The organism is Rhodococcus sp. NPDC055024, from assembly GCF_053608585.1.
Genome location: NZ_JBSGVT010000004.1, coordinates 90,329 through 108,952 on the forward strand (window position 1 = coordinate 90,329; position 18,624 = coordinate 108,952).

Annotated in this window: 17 protein-coding genes; 5 read left to right on the forward strand and 12 right to left on the reverse strand. The window is 63.6% G+C overall.

What is annotated here, in order from left to right; genetic code table 11:
- Positions 1-33: 33 nt before the first annotated feature.
- Positions 34-459 (forward strand): NUDIX hydrolase, encoded by a 426-nt coding sequence (locus tag ACWF6P_RS11190; protein WP_452621063.1) that lies wholly within the window; start codon positions 34-36, stop codon positions 457-459.
- On the opposite strand, the gene ACWF6P_RS11195 is transcribed toward ACWF6P_RS11190, so the two are convergent.
- The 4 genes from ACWF6P_RS11195 to ACWF6P_RS11210 are packed head-to-tail and all read right to left on the reverse strand — an operon-like array spanning position 416 to position 5,330.
- Entirely contained in the window at positions 416-1,795 is a 1,380-nt protein-coding gene (locus ACWF6P_RS11195; RefSeq protein ID WP_452621064.1) for a hypothetical protein, read from the reverse strand. The two genes, ACWF6P_RS11190 and ACWF6P_RS11195, sit on opposite strands and share 44 nt — an antisense overlap.
- Positions 1,796-1,843: 48 nt before the next feature.
- Positions 1,844-3,256, reverse strand: coding sequence for a hypothetical protein (locus ACWF6P_RS11200; RefSeq protein WP_452621065.1), 1,413 nt, complete (start codon positions 3,254-3,256; stop codon positions 1,844-1,846).
- Positions 3,257-3,269: 13 nt separating this feature from the next.
- Positions 3,270-4,685, reverse strand: a complete 1,416-nt coding sequence (locus tag ACWF6P_RS11205) for a hypothetical protein (protein ID WP_452621066.1) — start codon at positions 4,683-4,685, stop codon at positions 3,270-3,272.
- A 9-nt stretch (positions 4,686-4,694) separates the two neighbouring features.
- Positions 4,695-5,330, reverse strand: a complete 636-nt coding sequence (locus tag ACWF6P_RS11210; RefSeq protein WP_378537361.1) for a TetR/AcrR family transcriptional regulator — start codon at positions 5,328-5,330, stop codon at positions 4,695-4,697.
- Between the two features lie 128 nt (positions 5,331-5,458).
- Between ACWF6P_RS11210 and ACWF6P_RS11215 the strand changes: the two genes are divergently transcribed.
- The 3 genes from ACWF6P_RS11215 to ACWF6P_RS11225 are packed head-to-tail and all read left to right on the forward strand — an operon-like array spanning position 5,459 to position 8,548.
- Positions 5,459-6,727, forward strand: coding sequence for a cytochrome P450 (locus ACWF6P_RS11215; RefSeq protein ID WP_003945041.1), 1,269 nt, complete (start codon positions 5,459-5,461; stop codon positions 6,725-6,727).
- A 46-nt stretch (positions 6,728-6,773) separates the two neighbouring features.
- Positions 6,774-7,526, forward strand: a complete 753-nt coding sequence (locus ACWF6P_RS11220; protein ID WP_007730096.1) for an isocitrate lyase/PEP mutase family protein — start codon at positions 6,774-6,776, stop codon at positions 7,524-7,526.
- A 2-nt stretch (positions 7,527-7,528) separates the two neighbouring features.
- Entirely contained in the window at positions 7,529-8,548 is a 1,020-nt protein-coding gene (locus ACWF6P_RS11225) for a DUF2804 domain-containing protein (RefSeq protein ID WP_452621067.1), read from the forward strand.
- Between the two features lie 89 nt (positions 8,549-8,637).
- On the opposite strand, the gene ACWF6P_RS11230 is transcribed toward ACWF6P_RS11225, so the two are convergent.
- A complete protein-coding gene (locus ACWF6P_RS11230) occupies positions 8,638-9,876 on the reverse strand; it encodes a DUF222 domain-containing protein (protein ID WP_452621068.1) in 1,239 nt (412 codons plus the stop codon).
- Positions 9,877-10,054: 178 nt separating this feature from the next.
- On the opposite strand from ACWF6P_RS11230, the gene ACWF6P_RS11235 reads away from it, so the two are divergent.
- Entirely contained in the window at positions 10,055-10,963 is a 909-nt protein-coding gene (locus tag ACWF6P_RS11235; protein WP_452621069.1) for an aminoglycoside phosphotransferase family protein, read from the forward strand.
- An 82-nt stretch (positions 10,964-11,045) separates the two neighbouring features.
- On the opposite strand, the gene ACWF6P_RS11240 is transcribed toward ACWF6P_RS11235, so the two are convergent.
- The 7 genes from ACWF6P_RS11240 to ACWF6P_RS11270 form a co-directional block, all read right to left on the reverse strand.
- Positions 11,046-12,668, reverse strand: a complete 1,623-nt coding sequence (locus tag ACWF6P_RS11240) for an amidohydrolase (RefSeq protein WP_452621070.1) — start codon at positions 12,666-12,668, stop codon at positions 11,046-11,048.
- A 9-nt stretch (positions 12,669-12,677) separates the two neighbouring features.
- Entirely contained in the window at positions 12,678-14,855 is a 2,178-nt protein-coding gene (locus tag ACWF6P_RS11245) for an AAA family ATPase (protein ID WP_452621071.1), read from the reverse strand.
- A gap of 21 nt (positions 14,856-14,876) precedes the next feature.
- Complete coding sequence (locus ACWF6P_RS11250) at positions 14,877-15,707, reverse strand: CDP-alcohol phosphatidyltransferase family protein (protein ID WP_452621235.1); 831 nt, start codon at positions 15,705-15,707, stop codon at positions 14,877-14,879.
- Positions 15,708-15,766: 59 nt separating this feature from the next.
- Complete coding sequence (locus tag ACWF6P_RS11255; protein ID WP_003941540.1) at positions 15,767-16,480, reverse strand: phosphatidylserine decarboxylase; 714 nt, start codon at positions 16,478-16,480, stop codon at positions 15,767-15,769.
- A gap of 71 nt (positions 16,481-16,551) precedes the next feature.
- The gene (locus ACWF6P_RS11260; RefSeq protein ID WP_452621072.1) at positions 16,552-17,571 is read right to left on the reverse strand and encodes a DNA polymerase III subunit beta family protein; all 1,020 of its coding nucleotides are present in this window, start codon (positions 17,569-17,571) and stop codon (positions 16,552-16,554) included.
- Positions 17,561-18,013, reverse strand: coding sequence for a hypothetical protein (locus ACWF6P_RS11265; protein ID WP_007733713.1), 453 nt, complete (start codon positions 18,011-18,013; stop codon positions 17,561-17,563). Before ACWF6P_RS11265 ends, ACWF6P_RS11260 begins: the two co-directional genes overlap by 11 nt.
- Positions 18,014-18,047: 34 nt before the next feature.
- The gene (locus ACWF6P_RS11270; RefSeq protein WP_003941500.1) at positions 18,048-18,518 is read right to left on the reverse strand and encodes an SRPBCC family protein; all 471 of its coding nucleotides are present in this window, start codon (positions 18,516-18,518) and stop codon (positions 18,048-18,050) included.
- Positions 18,519-18,624: the final 106 nt, after the last annotated feature.

Sequence of the window (18,624 nt, forward strand, 5' to 3'; positions counted from 1 at the left end):
TCAGCACTGGCTGATACACGTAGGTTGGACGACGTGAATTCGCCGACTCCCACCACGATCATCCGTACCGCTGCTCTCGCGCACATTCGTGACCGCAAGCTGATCCAGACCCGCTCCGTGGGCAAGACCGCGTTCTACATGGCCGGCGGAAAGATCGACCCGGGCGAGACACCCGAGCAGGCGCTGCACCGCGAAATTCGGGAGGAACTCGACGTCGATCTGGTCGACGGAACGGTCACGTTCCTCGACGTCTTCGAGGCTCACGCTTTCGGACATTCCGCGGACACCGGGCTGCACATGAGTTGCTATCTGGCGGAGATGGCCGGAGACCCGCACCCGACCAGCGAGATCGCCGAGTTCCGATACTTCACGCTCTCCGAGTACGCGGCGATGGACGAGGTGGCGCCGGGATCGCTCAAAGTGTTCCATCGCCTGGCGTCGATGGATCTGATCGACTGATCGACGGAGGAACGGATCGTGTGATCCGGCCCAATCGCAGACTCGTGTAGGCGCAGACGGCCACGATGATCAGCGCGACGGCGTCGAGTATCAGGATGTCGGTCGAGATCTCGAACGGGCCGACCGTAGTGATGCCGTTGAAGGGCTTGTTCTCGTCCAGCGGGGTGTACGCCGTCCATCCGTAGTCGAACTGCGGATAGACGAGCAGGGCCAGCGCCGTCGGGCCGAAGATGACACCGAGTCCGACGAGGGCTCGTGACGCTCCGGTCCGCGGTGGTTCCCGGTACATCGCGCTGGCGATCGCGTAGGTGACGACCGCTGCGGTGAAGGCGACAAGAAGATCGCTGATCGTGAGAAGGTCACCGATCTTCGGCGAAGGCGACGTGGCATAGCTGACTATCCCGGCGACCGTCACCGTCAGGAGCAATCCGTAGCCGACAACGCGCGACGGCGCGAGAGCCCCGATTGCTGCCGCGGCAACGATGACGACACCGATCACGACGGCGGTCGAGGCCGGGGTTTTCGACCACTCCATCGCCTCGGTTGCCGGACGGTTCGCCGAGACCGCTGCCAGAGTTGCGACGGCAGCGGTACACATCAGCAGGATCCGACTGCCGTCGCCCAACACCCGCGCGCAGATCACCGTGATCACCAGAGCGACGAGTAGGAGGGGCACCGCTGCCGTGACGGTGGTGATGTCGAACCACCAATTTGCCGCGACGCCGAAGAGAGTGAGCACCGCCGCGATCGTCACCGGCCGAACGGCCATCCGTTCTTTGGGGTGGTCCTTGTCGAAATCGTGGAACCAGAATGCGGCGACACACGCGGCGGTCAATGCCAGTGCGATCAGTGTTGCCGCCAGCACTGGTGGTTGAAACTGGTTGGTGTTGTCGGCGATGTAGTCCGCGTACCGCCGAGGAATTGCATCGTCGTCGAGGAGCGAATCCGAGACATGCACGGCAACAATCGTTCCCGCGACCGAAGCGGCTCGGACCCGGGGAGCGGCAGCAACCGTGACCGCGCCGACAGCGACTCCCGCACCGACGGGCGAGAGTGCTTCGAAGTTGTGATCGTAGAGTCCGGGCAGTTCGAGAAGGAGCCCACCGAATGCCGTCATGGCAGCGGTCCGTAACCGGCAACGTGCCATCATCGCGGCTGTCCCGACCGCGACGACAGCCAAGACGCCGGCACCGATGGTCGAGATCGACCAGAACCGGTCACCCGTCGAAATCGACGTCGACTGGCTGTTGACGAAGGGCGCCAAAGCGACGACGGTGACGACGAATGCCGTCACACCACTCAGTGCGACGAGCAGCGTCCTGCGGGCGATGGGCACTGCTCCAAAATAGTCAATCCGGTACCAGTTGCACCGCAATAGGAGGTCTCAGTCCGGTGACGGTGTGTCAACGGGGTTGCGGCGGCGGAGCGCGATACCGGTGGCGACGACAACTACACACATCAGGAGTGCGGTACCGACGGAACGAGGTGGCGCCTCGTACGCGTAGGCAATCGTCGAGGCTTCTGCCCGATACGCTGCGCCGGGTTCGATCGCGTCGATGTAGCCGCGCAGTGCGGAGTCTTGCTGGAAGTACGTCGAGGGTGGATCGGGCCGGAGGTACGTTGACGACACAGTCTCGATGTCGTGCTGCCCGATCGACATGAAGACCAGGGCAGTGAATGGAATGGTCAACCCCAGCGCCCCGATGACGGGATTCGAGGGCAAGACGGATCCGAGCAATAGCCCCGATCCGACGCCTAGCGCGACGATCCGGAGCAACAGGGCCACTTCGTGATCGCCGCTGAAGATCAACTCGGACAACGGGATCGAAGCCAGGAGCGCCAGACCCACGATCCTGCGATCTCGGTGTCGAGAACGTCTCAACCCGACGACGACCGCGATGACCGCGAGGGCAGTGATCACCAACGGCGAGGTTCGGTCACCGTTGAGAAAGAAGCGGTCGGTCAGATCGGCGAACACCGTCGTGGCGGCCGCCGCAACGGCGGTTGCAGCCCAGAGGAATCCGCCGCTGTCTGAAGTTGCGTCGAGTTTCCTCGTACAGAACCAGGTCAGGGTGAGGACGGCGACGGTGGACGCGATCATGACCAGCCAACCCGAAAACGTCGACGGGTCCTCTTGCCGGTCGACGACCGAACTGAGAATCCGTTGGGTGACGGCGAGGCCGGGCACAACCGCCAGAGCGGTTGCGGCAATGCCCGGTTCGCTTTTACCGATCCCCGATTCGGGATCAACGTTGATGGCGCACGCTACTGCGCAGATCAGCGTCAGCCACAGAAGTGCCCAGGCGGGTTCACCGATGGACGACGTGCTGACGGGTATCAAATCTCCGGTGGACGATTGCGCGGCCAACCACGTCGACACCACGCCCACGATCAGCAGGTTGCGACCGATGCGACTGTCCCACGAGGCGGCGACCGCGCCACCCAGGATGAGTCCTGCTGCAATGGTTTTGGCAAAACCCAGAACGCTCAGCAGATCGAGACCAAGTTCTTCGGGGACGACGTATCTGATCAGAATCAGCACGACGACGCCCACGTACACAAATGCCCACGCGCGCTTTCGAGAACCGCGGTGCTGGAGATAGGCGCAGGCTGCCACGACGACGATGGCGCCGACCACGACGCTGGTGGATTGGCTGCTGATCCATTGGTCGACCTTCGACTGCGGCTCGGTGACAGGCCATCTCATGCGGGCTGGGCTCGTCAGCGCCACGGCCGCAAGGATTCCCGAGAGAAAGGCCGCAAGGGCGACGGTGCATGACCGGACATCGATGGTCATCGGTCTGTCCTGATCAGGCGGTCTCGGTCGGTTCCGGTAACTCGACTGGCGGATGTGAAGGTCGTCGGAGGATCGCCGCGCCGCAGAAGCCGATGATCAGGGTGAAGAGTACCGCTGCGCCGACGGTCTGAGCGGTGACGTAGTCGACGGTGATGCCGATGCCGCGTCCGAATAATCCTCCGTCGCCGTGGGGAGAGACCGCGTCGATGTCGAGCTGGCCTTGGATGTATATCGACGTCATCATCGGTGGGAAAGAGAGCTGATCGGTGAGGATGGCGATCGACGAGAAGGTCATCGCGGCAAAGGGAATGGCGAGTCCGAGTGTGGCGTCGACCAAGCTGCCGGGAGCCAGGGAACCGAACAGCAGCCCAGCGGCGAGGCCCAGCGCGGCAATCTTCAGCGCGATTGACCAGACACCGTGCGCGGAGTCGAAGGGCAGTAGTTCTGACAGTGGTACCGCAACGAGAACGGCGATGGGAACGAGGTGTGGCACCTGCTTGTGCAGTCTCAATCCGACGGCGACCGGCAGGGCTGCGAAAAGCACCAGTACCCAAGGGGACTTCAGGTCTCCCCAGTGACCGGAACCCTTCGCGATGTCGACGAACAATGGAGCCGAAGCAGCTGCCAACGCGGTTGCCGCCCAGAGGAACTTGCCACCAGCGCCGGAGGTGTCGCCGAGACGGTAGGCGGCGATCCACGTCAACGCGAGCGCAGCACCTGCCGCCAAAACCATGACGATCCAGGCGGTTGCCTCGGACGCGTATTGCTGGCGGTCGATCACGGCGCCGAGCACGCGATGCCCGATCGCCAGCGCGGTGATCACCACGAGCGCGATACGGATTTCGCCCGCGTCGGGCTTGCGGATCCGGAAGCCGGCCTGCGCGGTGACTGCGCAGGCGATCGCTGCCGCGGCCGTGACGCCGATCAGCCACCACGACGGCTCACCCACCGAAGACGTCGTCATCCTGGCTGTCCCACCGGCGAACGTGCGGATCGCGAGGAAGGTGGCAAGCATGCCGAGGAGTGTGGCGTTCTTCGTGGCAGTGCGATCCCAACTGACGGCAACCACGCAGCCCAGAATAGTGCCGGCTGCAACACTTTTGACGATGATCAAGGCGATCAGCAGGTCCAGTGACGCGACCTCGGGTACGACTGCCCGAATGATCGCGATGACGGCGACCCCGACGGTGATCGCGATCCAGGCCGCCCGACGGGACCCGCGACGCTGTGAAAGGGCGCAGGCAAGCACGGCAACTACGGCGCCGAGTCCGACAGCAGTGGGTCCACTGCTGATCCAGCGATCCACTTCCGATGGGGAGGCGACGATGGCCCAGTCACGAAGAACTGGATTGGTCAGGGCCAGCGCAGCGAGTATCGCGGACAGGAGCGCAGCGACGGTGGTGAGGATCGCTCGAGGATCGAGTGGCATCGGGCCAACCTATCGCGGCGCCGCAACATCGGTAGCGGGCGGCGTGAGTGCCGGAAACCAGATGTCGGTGAGAACGTCTGCTGCGACGTCCGCACCCGCGGTGATTGCGCCCTGCTCGGCCCAGCGAATGAAGAAACGCTCGATTTGTGTGAGCAGGAGCTCTACTCGGAGTTTTGCTTCGTCATGCCGGTCCTGCGGCCACCGGGCCAGGTACGACGGCATCGCGTTGGGCAGTGCGGAGATGCCTTCGCGGGCCAGTGTGCGGAACTCGGGTTCGAGGACCATGGCTTCGTCCCACGCCCGCATCATGTGGTGGTGATCGCGGCACCAGTCGAGAGCGCGTGCGATCCAGCCGGCGAATTCTTCGCGCGAACCGGAGTCGAGTACATGGTCGAGATCCTGGAATATGGCGAGGGTGCTGGATACGACAGTGTTCGAGCCGAGGGCCTTGAGAATGTCGATCTTTCCGGGAAAGTGCAGGTAGAAGGTGGCTCGGCTACAGCCGACCCGGCCCGCGATGTCTTCCACGGTGACAGCCGCGTATCCGCGTTCGGTGAAGAGCGCGCCGGCGGCGTCCACGAGGTCTGCGCGGGTTCGCTGCTTCTGCTTCTCTCGCAGCGTCAGTCTGCCGGAGGTATCTGTCATTACCGGGATCCTAGTGCCGCGGGGGCTCTTGCGGGACGGTTGCACGAGACTCCCCGTCTTTCACTTGACAGGCCGTTAGCGAAAGCTACTCTGTGGTGTAGCGCACATTCGACCGATCAGAGGACGCCATGACCATCTCGGACACAACACGCACGCCTGACCTGCCGGCCGGATTCGACGTCACCGATCCTGCTGTCCTTGGGGAGCGGATCCCTTTCGAGGAGTTCGCCGAACTGCGTCGCAACGCACCCGTGTGGTGGTGTGAGCAGCCGCCGACGGTCGGCGGATTCCAGGACGAGGGCTACTGGGTGGTCTCGCGTCACGCTGACGTCAAAGAGGTCAGCCAGCGCAGCGACGTGTTCTCGAGCTGGGAGAACACCGCGATCGCGCGTTTCGCCGACGACATGCCTCGCGAGGCCGTCGAGATGCTCCGCCATCTTCTGCTCAACAAGGATGCGCCGGAGCACACCAAGCTCCGCAAGCTGATTTCGAAGCTGTTCACGCCGCGCGCGATCAACGGCATGCGCGACGAGTTGGATCGTCGTGCGCGGAGCATCGTCGACACCGCTGTGAGCGAAGGCCCGGGCGACTTCGTGAAGCAGGTTGCCAGTGAGCTGCCGCTCCAGGCGATCGCGGATCTGATCGGTGTGCCGCAGGACGATCGAGACAAGCTGTTCAAGTGGTCCAACGAGATGATGGGCTACGACGACCCGGAATACCAGGGTGATCCGGCAGTCGCGTCCACCGAAGTCCTCGGATACGCGTACCAAATGGCAGACGCGCGTCGTACCTGCCCGGCAGACGACATCGTCACCACACTGGTCCAGGCGGATATCGACGGCGACTCTTTGAGCCCGGAGGAGTTCGGGTTCTTCGTGTTGATCCTGGCGGTGGCGGGGAACGAGACCACCCGCAACGCCATCACGCACGGAATGATCGCGTTCCTGGACAACCCCGAGCAGTGGGAGCTGTACAAGAAAGAACGTCCCAAGACGACGGCCGACGAGATCGTCCGTTGGGCGACACCCGTCACCGCCTTCCAGCGCACCGCGCTCGAGGACACGGAATTGGCAGGAGTGTCGATCAAGAAGGGGCAGCGCGTGGTGATGCTGTACAGCTCCGCGAACTTCGACGAGGACGTCTTCGAGAACCCGATGACGTTCGACATCACTCGTAACCCCAATCCGCACTTGGGCTTCGGTGGAACGGGCGCGCACTTCTGCATCGGTGCCAACCTCGCTCGTATGGAGATCGACTTGATGTTCAACGCGATTGCCGACAACGTCCCGGACATCACCAAGATCGGTGATCCGCGCCGTCTGCGCTCGGGTTGGATCAACGGCATCAAGGAGTTCCAGGTCGATTACAAGAGCACAGGCTGCCCGGTCGCTCACTAGAGTCGGTAGGTGAGAGCTACACCCCACGATCTCGAGGAGCCACCGCATGACTTCGATCAACGACAAGGCAACTGCTCTACTGGCGTTGCACCAGCCAGGCAACCCGGTCATTCTCCCCACAGTCTGGGACGCGTGGTCGGCGAATCTTGCGGTGGCTGCAGGTTTTGCAGCCCTGACGGTGGGCAGCCACCCGGTTTCCGATTCCATCGGCAAGCCGGACAACGAAGGCATTACCTTCGACGAGCTTCTGCACCGGATCAAGCAGATCACCGGTGCGGTCGACGCCCCGATCTCGGTGGACATCGAGGGTGGCTACGGGCTCGAGCCGGCAGTTCTCATCGACGGGCTGATCGATGCCGGCGCTGTCGGACTCAACATCGAGGACACCGTCCACAGTGAAGGCGGACGCTTGCGAGAGGCGCAAGAGCACGCCGACTTCGTGGGTGGGCTTCGTCAGGCCGCCGACGCCGCCGGAGTCCACGTTGTCGTCAACGCACGTACCGACCTGTTCGTGAAGCAGGTCGGTGACGAGTCCGATCGCGTCGATCGCGCCATCGCACGCCTCAAGTTGGCAGCCGATGCCGGTGCCGACGTTCTCTACCCCGTCGGGCGTCACGACGACGCGACCCAGCGCCGCTTGACGTCCGAACTCCCACTTCCGATCAATGCGATCGGAATCCCGGATCAGGACGATCCGGCAAGTTTCGGTCCGCTCGGAGTGGCGCGTGTGAGCTTCGGTCCGTTCTTCCAGATGGCCTTGGCCAACCGTGCAAACGAGATCTTGGGACGCTGGAAGTAAGAATGCAGACACTGATGTCGCCCGGCCCGCTTCTCGACGATCGCGGACATCTGGTCGAGACGGGTTGGGCCTCATCGGAGATTCGCAAGTTTCGACGCTCCGCGATCACCGCCCCGAAGTTCCGGATCAAAGAGTGGGACTACTACTGCGTTCTCACGGCGGATTACGGCATCGCGTTGACCGTCGCCGACAACGGGTATATGGGCTTGCTCGGGGTCTCCTGGCTCGATTTCCGAACACCACACGAGATCACCGAAAACGTGATGCTGCCCTTCCCGATGGGAAGGCTCGGTCTGCCCGAAAGTGCGGACGACGGTGATGTGGTGGTGTCGAAAGGTAAGGCTCGGTTCGAGTTTCGCCATGTAGACGGCGGGCGTCACCTGATCGTCGACTATCCGGCTTTCGACGGTGGACGAGGTCTAAGTGCCGATCTGTTCCTGGCGAGTCCTGCTGATGACCGGATGGTGATTGCCACACCGTTTCCGAAGGCGCCCCGGTCGTTTTACTACAACCAGAAAATCAACTGCCTTCCCGCTGCCGGGACCGTGCGAATCGGGAGCGACGACTTCACATTTCGCTCGGAAGACTCGTTCGGCGTTCTCGATTGGGGCAGGGGAGTCTGGACTTACGACAACACCTGGTACTGGGGTTCTGCATCCGGACTGGTGAGCGGCGAGCGGTTCGGATTCAACATCGGTTACGGCTTCGGGGACACTACGGCGGCCAGTGAGAACATCGTGTTTGTCGGCGGCCGGGCGCACAAACTGGACAGGATCGACTTCGATATCCCGCAGGGAACGTACGACGGCGCCCCGTGGACTTTCTCGAGCAGCGATGGTCGCTTCGAGATGACTTTCGAGCCGGTTATCGACCGTGCCGCGACTTTCGACGTCGGGGTGTTGCGTTCGATTCAGCATCAGGTGTTCGGAAAGTTTTCCGGCACAGTGATCCTCGATGACCGTTCGCCTCTGGTGGTTCGAGATCTCCTCGGATTTGCCGAGGAGGTTCGGAACCGCTGGTAAGCCGTATGTCTCCGCGAAGGTGTCGGGAACGCAGCACGAGCACCGGGGCATGGTTGTGCCCCGGTGCTCGCGTCTTCAGTTGTGGAGGTTCACGCCGCTGTCGGTGGACTGTTCCCACCGATCGGCTGCTGATACGGATCGATCGACATCGGCGGATAGAACACCGTCTTCCGATCCGGGCCTATCTCCACTCGCCACTCGGTGTGATGCAGTGTCCGATGATGGTGACCACACAGCAAGATCAGATTGTCGAGATCCGTTGGGCCACCATCACCCCAGTGAACAATATGATGAGCATCGCACCAGCCCGAGGGAGTCCCACACCCCGGAAACGCGCAACCGCCATCACGCACCGCAAGAGCCCGCCTCTGCGGAACCGTCGCCGTTCGCACTTCCTTACCGCACGCGAGCGGAACACCATTCTCATCCAACAAAATCCGAGTGACCGTGCAATCACACGCCAACATCCGTGCGGTATCGATGCTGATCGGGCCCACCCAATCCGTCCACGCAAATCCCAGTTCCTCCGTCGACGGCAGGAGGTCTTTCAAAGCCTGCAGATCCGTCATGTCTTTTGCGCTGGCCGTGACAGTGATGTGCGGTTTCACCCCGCCCTCGATCGGACCCAACCCCGCTCGCTCATACCTCCGCAGTAATTCGCAGAACCCGTCCGCCCGCCGCAATGCCGGAGTACGAGTGTCCTTGACGCCGTCCTTCTCCGGCGTCGGCGCCGACAAACTCGACAACAACGTGATCAGACGGGCCCCGTTGACGGCATCCAGATCACCTTTCACAGTCACTCTGCCGTACAAGCCTTTCGAGGCGTAGAACTCGTTGCGCTCCGAATCCTCCCCGACAGGGACGCCGTCCTCACGTTTTCCGTACTGTTTCTCGATCCGGCGGATCGCTGCCCGCACCGCATCACAATCCGCGATGTTCTTCGACGCCAACTCCAACAGGATCCTGCGGGCCTTGTCCACATCCGCCGGCGTCATGTTCTTCGGCGGATGCTGACAAAACGACGCCACCTGACGCGCCTTCAACGCATCCACATCGCCGCGGTGGAATGCATCCGCGACAACAGGTTCGAGCAACAGCAACCGCGCCAGACTGACCAGCAGGCTGCACTCACCGATCTCCAAATTCGTCGAACCGTGCAGCCACTGCGCGATCGCCCGAAAACCCTTCCCGACCACAGTCTCCCGGGAAAACATCTCCACGATCAGCAGCACCATCCGCGACTGCAACTCATGCCGCACGCGCACCAGATCGAGAACCTCACTCTTGAGGCCCTCACCATCCAGCTGCCACGCTTCCCGACTGTTCATGAAGCAATCATATTCGAACAAAGTTTCGAATACAAGACATGAAATTCGAAAACTGTTCCTATGCAATAATTTTCGACAATTCAGATTCTTGGGACTTTTTGGATCTTTATACGATTTGCGACAGACATCGGCCTCGCCCACACTGTCGCGGAATGTGCGGGAGTGGTTTGCTCATGTCATGCAGATTCGGAAGTTGCACATACTGGAACCAGACATCGATGCTGCGCTGGTGCGGCGATTGCTCTCGAGTCAGATGCCGCAGTGGGCCCATCTGCCGTTGCGTGTGGTGGAGTCGATCGGCACCGATAACGTCATGATCCGCGTAGGCGATTCACTCGTAATCCGTCTGCCCCGCACCCCAGGTGCTGCAGAGGGAATCGCAAAGGAGCAACAGTTGGTGCCGCATCTGGCTCCACACCTACCGGTCCCCGTGCCCGTTCCGGTAGGTGTGGGTGAGGCGGCCTTCGGATACCCGTGGCAATGGTCGGTGCACCCGTGGGTGCCAGGGCGAAACCCTGTGCCCGGCATAGTCGATGACCACCTGGCCATCCAGCTCGCAGACTTTGTGAACAGCCTACGTCAGATCGACACACTCGGATTGTGCCCACAGGGATCGCTGCATTCCTACCGGGCCGATCCGATTGAGCGACGTGATTCAGCGACTCGCGCGAGTATTGCAGCGTGTGGCGACCTGCTGAACGGAGCGCTGACGGAGGCGGCGTGGGAAAAGGCGCGCGACGTCATCGACTACGCAGGCCCGCCGGTGTGGATGCACTCGGATCTGCACCCGGGAAACATCCTGGTGAGCGACCGCAACCTTGCGGCCGTGATCGATTGGGGTGGAATCGCTCTCGGAGACCCGGCAATCGACTGCCTCATCGCATGGACTCTGCTGACGCCGAGCACTCGGCATACATTCCGGCTTCGTGTTGACGTGGACGAGGACACTTGGACGCGTGGCCGCGCATGGGCTCTGTCGATTGCATTGGTTGCCTTGCCGTACTACCGCGACACGAACGAGCAGATCACGGCCTGGGCGAAACATGCGATTGCCCAGGTCGTTGACGACGTCCACACCGAACTCTGAAACCACCCAGCGTCGTTTCCGTTCTCGCAACGATCCTTGGAACTCGAGCAGGGAGGGCAACTGTCTTGTCCGCGGCGACCGATCAGCCGATCGCGCTCAGGTCCCCGTACACCGTCCGGCCCTCCAGGACGGTGGCGAGCACCGTGATGTCGGCCAGCTCGGCCGGCTCGACGTCGAGGGGATTCGCCGACAGCACAACAAGATCCGCGTAGGCGCCGGGAAAGATGGACCCGATGTGATCCTCGCTGAACAGCTGCCATGCGGCGTTGACCGTATGGGCGCGCACGGCGGCGTCCACGGGGATCCGTTCCTGGGGCGCCACGACACGGCCGCTGGGTGAAAGTCTGGTGACGGCGTCCTGCATGTTCCGTAGCGGATTGGCGGGGGTGACGGGTCCGTCGTTGTGGAAGGTGAACCGTTGTCCGGCCGCCAGCGCAGATCCTGCTGCGGCCCAAACGGATCCGTATTCGGGGCCGAACAGGTCATCCACCAGAACGTCACCCCAGTAGTGCAGGTGGTCGATGAAGATGCTGACCGTGACACCCAGTTCCGCTGCGCGGACGAACTGATCCGGACGCATCGCGCCGACGTGTTCGAGACGCAGCCGGTGATCGGCCCGGGGGTGCTCCTTCAGAAGTTGCTCCCATGCGTCGAGAACCATGGTGATCGCGTCGTCACCGTGGGCGTGGCACGCCATCTGCCACCCGTTGGCGAAGTAAGCGGAACTGATGTCGTGGATCTGTTCGCCGGTGTAGTTGGCGTGCCCATGCGTGCAGGCGATCCCGAGCGCGCGGGTTGCCTCGGTATCGAGATACGGGAAACTGGTGGCGATGTTGCCGACCCACGGCGAACCGTCTGACCAGACCTTGATCCCGATCTGGCGCACCAGGTCGTTTCCGTCACCCGGCGATGCCTCGGTGGTGCGTGCGTCGTTGGACATCTCGTAGAGCCGCAGGCGGGTGGTGAGCAGTCCGGCGTCGGCTATCGCGGCCAGGGCGGGCCGCATCTTGGGGTCGAATGACAATTCGGCGATGGTGGTGATTCCCGCGGCGTTCAGCCTGGCACATTCGGCCGCCACCAGTGCGGGAAAGTCGTCGCCGATCGTGACTGCGTGGCCCGCGACTGCAAACACCGCAGGCATTTCGTACGCGGATCCGTCGAGTGCACCCGTCGCGTCGTGGCCGTACGATCCGCCGATCGGATCGTGGGTATCGCGGGTGATGCCGGCCTGCACTGCTGCCGCCGTGTTGAAATACGCGACGTGACCCGAGTTGTGCATGATCACGAGCGGGTACTCCGGTGCGACGGAGTCGAGCCAGGCGATGGTCGGGTCGGGTAGGCCTTTCTGCAGCAACGGGTCCCAGCCATTCAGAGAAGCGCCTGCAGCACCCCGCGAACGAACTGTGTCGACGACGGCCGCAACCACGGCATCTGCCTCGGCGATCGTGACAGGCCGGATGTCGACGACGTCAGGCCCGAGCACGATCGCTTCTTCCAAAGGGTGACCGTGCGGCTCGATGAACCCCGGTAGAACTGCGGCACCTCCGACGTCGACGACGCGGGTGTCCGGCCCCACCAGTTTCTCGACGTCCGTCCGCGCTCCGACGGCTGTGATCCGGCCTCCCGTCACGGCGAGTGCCTGGGCGCGTGGTGAGTCCTCGTGCATGGTCACGATGTCGCCGTACAGAACCAGATCAGCAGCCATGGTCAGTCCTTATCGGTTGTCCGCGTACGCCTGTAGGTGTGCCACCTGCTCGGGATCGAGTGAGGGACGTACCTTCTCACGGGCGGTTGCCACGTCCGCGGCCGTCACGTCGGCCGCGTCCATGCTCCGGCGCATGGCGGCGAGTGCAGCCTCACGCAGGAGAGCCGAGCAGTCTGCTGCCGAGTATCCCTCGAGATCGACGGCCAGAATGTCCAAATCGACATCTTCGGCGAGCGGTACCGACTTGCCGGAAGCGCGCAGAATCGCTTTGCGAGCCTCCGCATCCGGCGGCGGTACGAATACGAGACGTTCGAGTCTGCCGGGGCGCAGGAGAGCAGGGTCGATCAGATCCGGTCGGTTGGTGGCGCCCAACACCACGACGTCGCGTAGCGGCTCGACGCCGTCGAGTTCGGTCAGCAACGCGGCTACGACGCGATCCGACACCCCGGAGTCGGAGCTTTGACCGCGACGCGGGGCGAGGGCGTCGATTTCGTCGAGGAAGATCAACGAGGGCGCCGAATCGCGTGCGCGCTGGAACAACTCGCGTACGGCCTTTTCGGAGGCGCCGACCCACTTGTCCATCAGCTCCGCACCTTTGACGGCGTGGACGCTGAGGTGACCCGAGCTGGCAAGGGCGCGAACGAGATACGTCTTACCGCAGCCGGGAGGGCCGTAGAGGAGCACGCCGCGGGGCGGGTCGACTCCGAGGCGCGCGAAGGAGTCGGGGTGCTGCAGTGGCCACAGCACTGCTTCGGTGAGCGCCTGTTTGGTTTCGACCATGTCGCCGACGTCGTCGAGGGTGACGCTGCCGATCGACAGTTCTTCGGTACTCGAACGGGACAGTGGCCGAATCACTTCGAGGGCACCGACGAGATCTTCCTGCGTGATCTCCGGAGAATCACCGGATTTTGACGCCCGTGTCGCCGCTCGCAAAGCAGCTTCGCGGCAGAGCGCCGCGAGGTCGGCGACCACGAATCCGGGTGCGCGCGAGGCGATGGCGTCGAGTTCGAGGGTTCCGGTGGGCACGCGGCGGAGCAGGAGTTCGAGCAGGGCCTTGCGGGTTGCGCCGTCCGGCAGGGTAAGTGCGAGTTCTCGATCGCAGAGATCCTGGCCGCGAAGGCGCGCGTCGACAGTCTCCGGATGGGCGGAGGTCGCGACGAATGCCACGCCGGGGGTGGCGACGGCGCTGCGCAGTTGTTCGAGAATCAGCGCGGACACCGGTTCGGCTGTGGCAGGAAGTAGAGCGTCGATGTCACTGATCAGCAGTACACCACCGCCGCGCACGGCAGCAACGGCGTCGACGATTCGCTGCAGGCGGGTATTCGCCTCGGTGGCACCGACTCCCGGGCCGTCGAGTTCGACCAGGTTGCGCGAGGACAGGACCGAGCGGGCAAGCGTGGCTTTGCCCACGCCGGCGGGGCCGGTGACGAGGACGCCGAGGTGCGGGGAGGCGCCGAGCGTACGGAGCAGTTCTGGTTCGTCGAGTGCCAGGCCGAGCCACTCGGTCAGCTTGGCTGCCTGCGCCTGCGCGCCGACGAGGTGATCCAGCGGAACCGACGGTGCGGGTTCGATCGTGACGGCAGCGGAACCGGAAACACGCGCACTCGGCGTCAGCGAACCCGCTGAGCCGGAACCCCAGTTGACTGCCGAGTTCGGCTGGACGCTGACCGGACCACCGGCAGGCTCGACGGCCGTGACGGTGAGCAGTTCGGATGTCCACGCGACGCCGAAGGTGCGGGAAAGCGCTTGGGTGGCTTCGGAAGTGCTCGTACCCGGACCGAGATCGCGGGGGAGGAGCGAGACCGTGTCGCCGACGCTGACGACCTTGCCCAGAAGGGCCTGTCGCAGAACCGTCGAACTGATCGAATTTGTCGCCATGGACGATCCGGTGACGGAGACGGATCGCGCTCCGTACACCGTCACCGGACCGACCACGACGGAAGAGTTCTCGGTCAGGCCGACATTCGACATGGTGACGTCGTCGAGAAGGATCGTGCCTGCCGGGGTTCCGGTGGGCGCACGGCCCGCGACGGTCGCGGTGCCGCGGGCTCCCATGAGTGCGATGGCATCCCATTCGCGGATGCCCAACGCCGCCAACGCTTCGGGGTGCAAGCGCACGACCCCGCGGCGTAGGTCGGCGGCAGAGGTATTGAGTCGAACGGTGAGGGCGAGTTCCGGCGAAGTCACCTCTCGAGAGTACGTCGTGGACTAGCGGGGTCGCCGCAATCCGAGACGAGCGGCCGAGCGGCGGCCACCGACGTTGGGTTGGCGTCGGATCGCGCGGCGTTCGGAAGGCTTGATGTCCCAGGTTTCGGGACGCGCTGCCACCCACCGTTTCGAGTGCACGGCAAACGGGATGTGCACCAGGTAGATCGCGATGAGAACGATCAGCAGGATGTACGGGTAGGTGATGAGTGCGGCCGCAGCCAACGTCACCAGTACGAGCAGGCCGGCCGCCATGTGCGGCGGCACGGATACCGACTTCATCGCCAGCGTCGGGACGCGGCTGACGATCAGTGCAGCCGAGAAGAGCGTCCACACGATGACGACGATGTGCGAGGACCACCAGCCGTCACCCCACTGAGCCGTCGCGGCCAGAGGGGTGAGGGCGATGAGTGCGCCGGCCGGGGCCGGAACGCCGACGAAGTACTCACGTGCGTACGCGGGGACGTCGTCGTCGTCGAGCAGGGTGTTGAAACGTGCGAGTCGCAACACGATGCTGACCGCGTAGATCAACGCGATGATCCAGCCGATGCTGGTGCCGTCCAGCAAGGTCACGTACAGGACCAGAGCTGGGGCCACGCCGAAGGAGATGGAGTCGGCCAGTGAGTCGAGTTCGGCGCCGATCTTGCTGGTGGCGTCGAGCAGTCGCGCGATGCGGCCGTCGAGTGAATCGAGGACGGCTGCGGCGCCGATCATCGCGAGCGAGGTACCGGGTTGTCCGTCGAGAGCGAATTTGACGGCGGACAGCCCGGCGCACAGCGCCAGGATGGTGATGACGGACGGCAGCAACCGCACCGCCTGGGTGCGTTTGGGCATCTTCGCGCCGGGTTGGGCTGCTCCCGGCTTCTTCACGGCTGACTTCATCTTCGGCGTCTTCACGGCAGTTGCGCGATAACTGTTTCAGCACCGATCGTGCGTTGTCCCGGCTCGACCAGGAGTGTGGTTCCGGCGGGGAAATACGTGTCGACGCGTGAGCCGAAACGGATCAGTCCGTACGTGTCGCCGATCGGCAAGACGTCACCGACACCGGCGTAGCAGACGATGCGGCGCGCGAGCAGTCCCGCGATCTGGACAACCGCAACGTCGTGACCATCGGCGGTTTCGATCAGCATGCTGTTGCGCTCGTTGACCTCGCTGGCGTCGGCGAGATCTGCGGAGAGGAACTTGCCTGCCTGGTGAACGACCTCTTTGACCGTTCCACCGACAGGGCTGCGCTGGACATGCACGTCGAGAACCGAGAGGAAGATGCTGACGCGCGGGCGCGGCTCGCTTCCGAGATTGAGCTCGGCGGGCGGAACGGCGTTGTCGACCAGCGCCACCTCGCCGTCGGCGGGTGCGACGACGACGCCGATGCGGTTGGGCGGCACCCGGTGCGGGTGACGGAAGAACGTGGCGCATGCGGCGGCGGTGGTCAGACCGGCTCGGCGCACCCACTTACGGTTGCGGCCCAGAGCTGCAACTCCCAGCGGGGCCAGCACGAACGGCAGGCCGGCGGGATGAAGTGGCGGAATCGCATGGCGAACCAGATCGACGATATGTCCGATCCCGGTGGGTTGCGGGGTTCCGGGGGGTGTGGGTCGGCGTGCCACAGGCTCCTCTAACTACTCGGTAGGTCTTCTGCTGGTCGCACTGACAGTACGGGCGGTAGAGCATCCATAGATTACGTGAACGCCTTCTCTCCTACAGGCTGTAGTGGCATCAGGTACGAGTAGTACCCGACACAGTCGCCCGTGCGTATCGCCAGCGGGAGCGTCGCACCGCTTACTCGGATCACCAGTTGCCGCCCCGGTTGGGCTGCGGCAGCGTCGCGCAGTCGCTGCCGGTCGACCAGTACGCGGAACCTCTCACGGGGATCCATTCCACCCGGATCCACCCGGGCACCACCGTCTTCGCCGATGCTGACGACGGCTCCGTGTCCGGTGCCGTTGAGCATGGAGGCAAGTTGGTCGCCGCTCAGTTCGACGGCGTCGTGGTGCTCGCGCAGGATTCGGTGATCGGGGAACTCGCCGTCCTCGATCAGTGGGCTGGACACCTCACCTCCCGGATACGACGCAGTCACCGTGCGCGCGGAGAAAGTCAGCGTCACGACGCCGGCGACGTCGCGCAACAATCGCGCGAAGGTGACGGGAACGACAGCGGACACCGTCAGAGCGGAGTGAACTTTCACCTCGGCGACCGCGAGCCGGAACTGATCAGTGGTGACAAACGCAGCGACGCCGTCGTGAATGTCGAGGTGGACGCCGCGAAGTATCGGGAACTCCGATTCCTCGTTCACGGCGAACAGCACGGCGTCGAGTGCGCGTCGTAGATCCCACGAGTCGATGTCCACGCCGCCGGAGATAGGTAGCGCGTCGATCAGGCGGTGGATTCGTCCCAGTTCGGCCCGGGCGTCGGCGAGACCGTCCTCGAGGTTGCGCAGATGGGCGTCGAGGCACGAATGGGGTTCCGGTCCGGTCAGGACGGCCATCATGTCGCGGATCGGAACACCGACGCGCCGCATACCGGCGATCACGCGTGCGTCGCGGAGTTGGTCGTCGGTGTACCAGCGGTAACCGGTGTGCGGATCGACGGAATGCGGGACGAGCACGCCTTCCTTGTCGTAGAACCGCAGCGCGCTGATCGGGAGCGCCGACGCCCTGGACATCTCGCCGATCGTCAAGAGGGCGGAACTAGTGGTCACGGATCAATTCTGCCCGCAGTCGCTCGATAGCGCCCCTGATCATCCGGCCGTAACCGTCGTCGGCGAGTGTGCCGACCGACGCCTCGGCCTTCGTCAGATGCTCGACGGCCTCGGCGTCGCGTCCGAGTTTGCGGTAGTCGGCAGCCAGGTTGAGGTGCAGCGATGGATAGAAACCGGCGACCTGCAGCGATGCGTGGTGTTCCTGGGCTCGCGCGTCGGTCAACGAATCTGCAGCGTCGAGGGCGCGCAGGTCCCAGCAGAGCTCTTGAGCCGGATCGTCTTGAACGTCGGCCATGTAGTGCGCGAGGGAGACGATGTGGAGCGCATCGGGGGCGGCGCTGATCTCTTCCCACACCTTCTCGAACGCAGAGCGAGCCCCGGCTCGATCGCCGGAGCTCGCCAATTCTTGTGCCTGCGCTATCTGTGTCATCACGGGATCCATGGAACGGATCCTGATGCCTCGACCAGGTCGAGGGTCAAGCAGAGGTGCGTGCAGCCGCCTCGGCCTCGCTCTTCACACGCTTCAAGGTGGCATTCATGCCTTCAACGAGCTCGACCTCGAAGTCGGCGTTTCCGCCCAGGACGGTCTTGACGAGGAACTGCGAGACCTTCGACGTTCCGGTGGGAGCCTCGCGACGCTCGGTAACTTTGGTGCCGGTAGCGGTCGGCTCGAGTTCGTAGGACCAGATCGTGCGGTTCTCCGCGATACGGAACGCCACCGACTTGTTGGGTTCGAAACGAACGACCTTCGACGACGTCGGCCAGACCAACAAGCCCTTGCGGTTGACGTTGATCGTCTTGGCACCCTCACGCACGGTCCCGCCGATCACCTTCATCACCTTGCACTGGGGGCTCCATTCGCCCATGCGCTGCAGGTCGGCGACGATTGCCCACACGTCCTGCGGTGATGCGTCGATGTCGATGCTTGCTTCGAGCGTGTTGGACACAGTCTCTCCAGTCGAGTTGATGCTACGTAAAGTTACAAACACTTTTGTCGATCGTAAGCGATCCGTCAATGGACCATGTGTGTCAGGTCACTGTACGGCCGTCCAG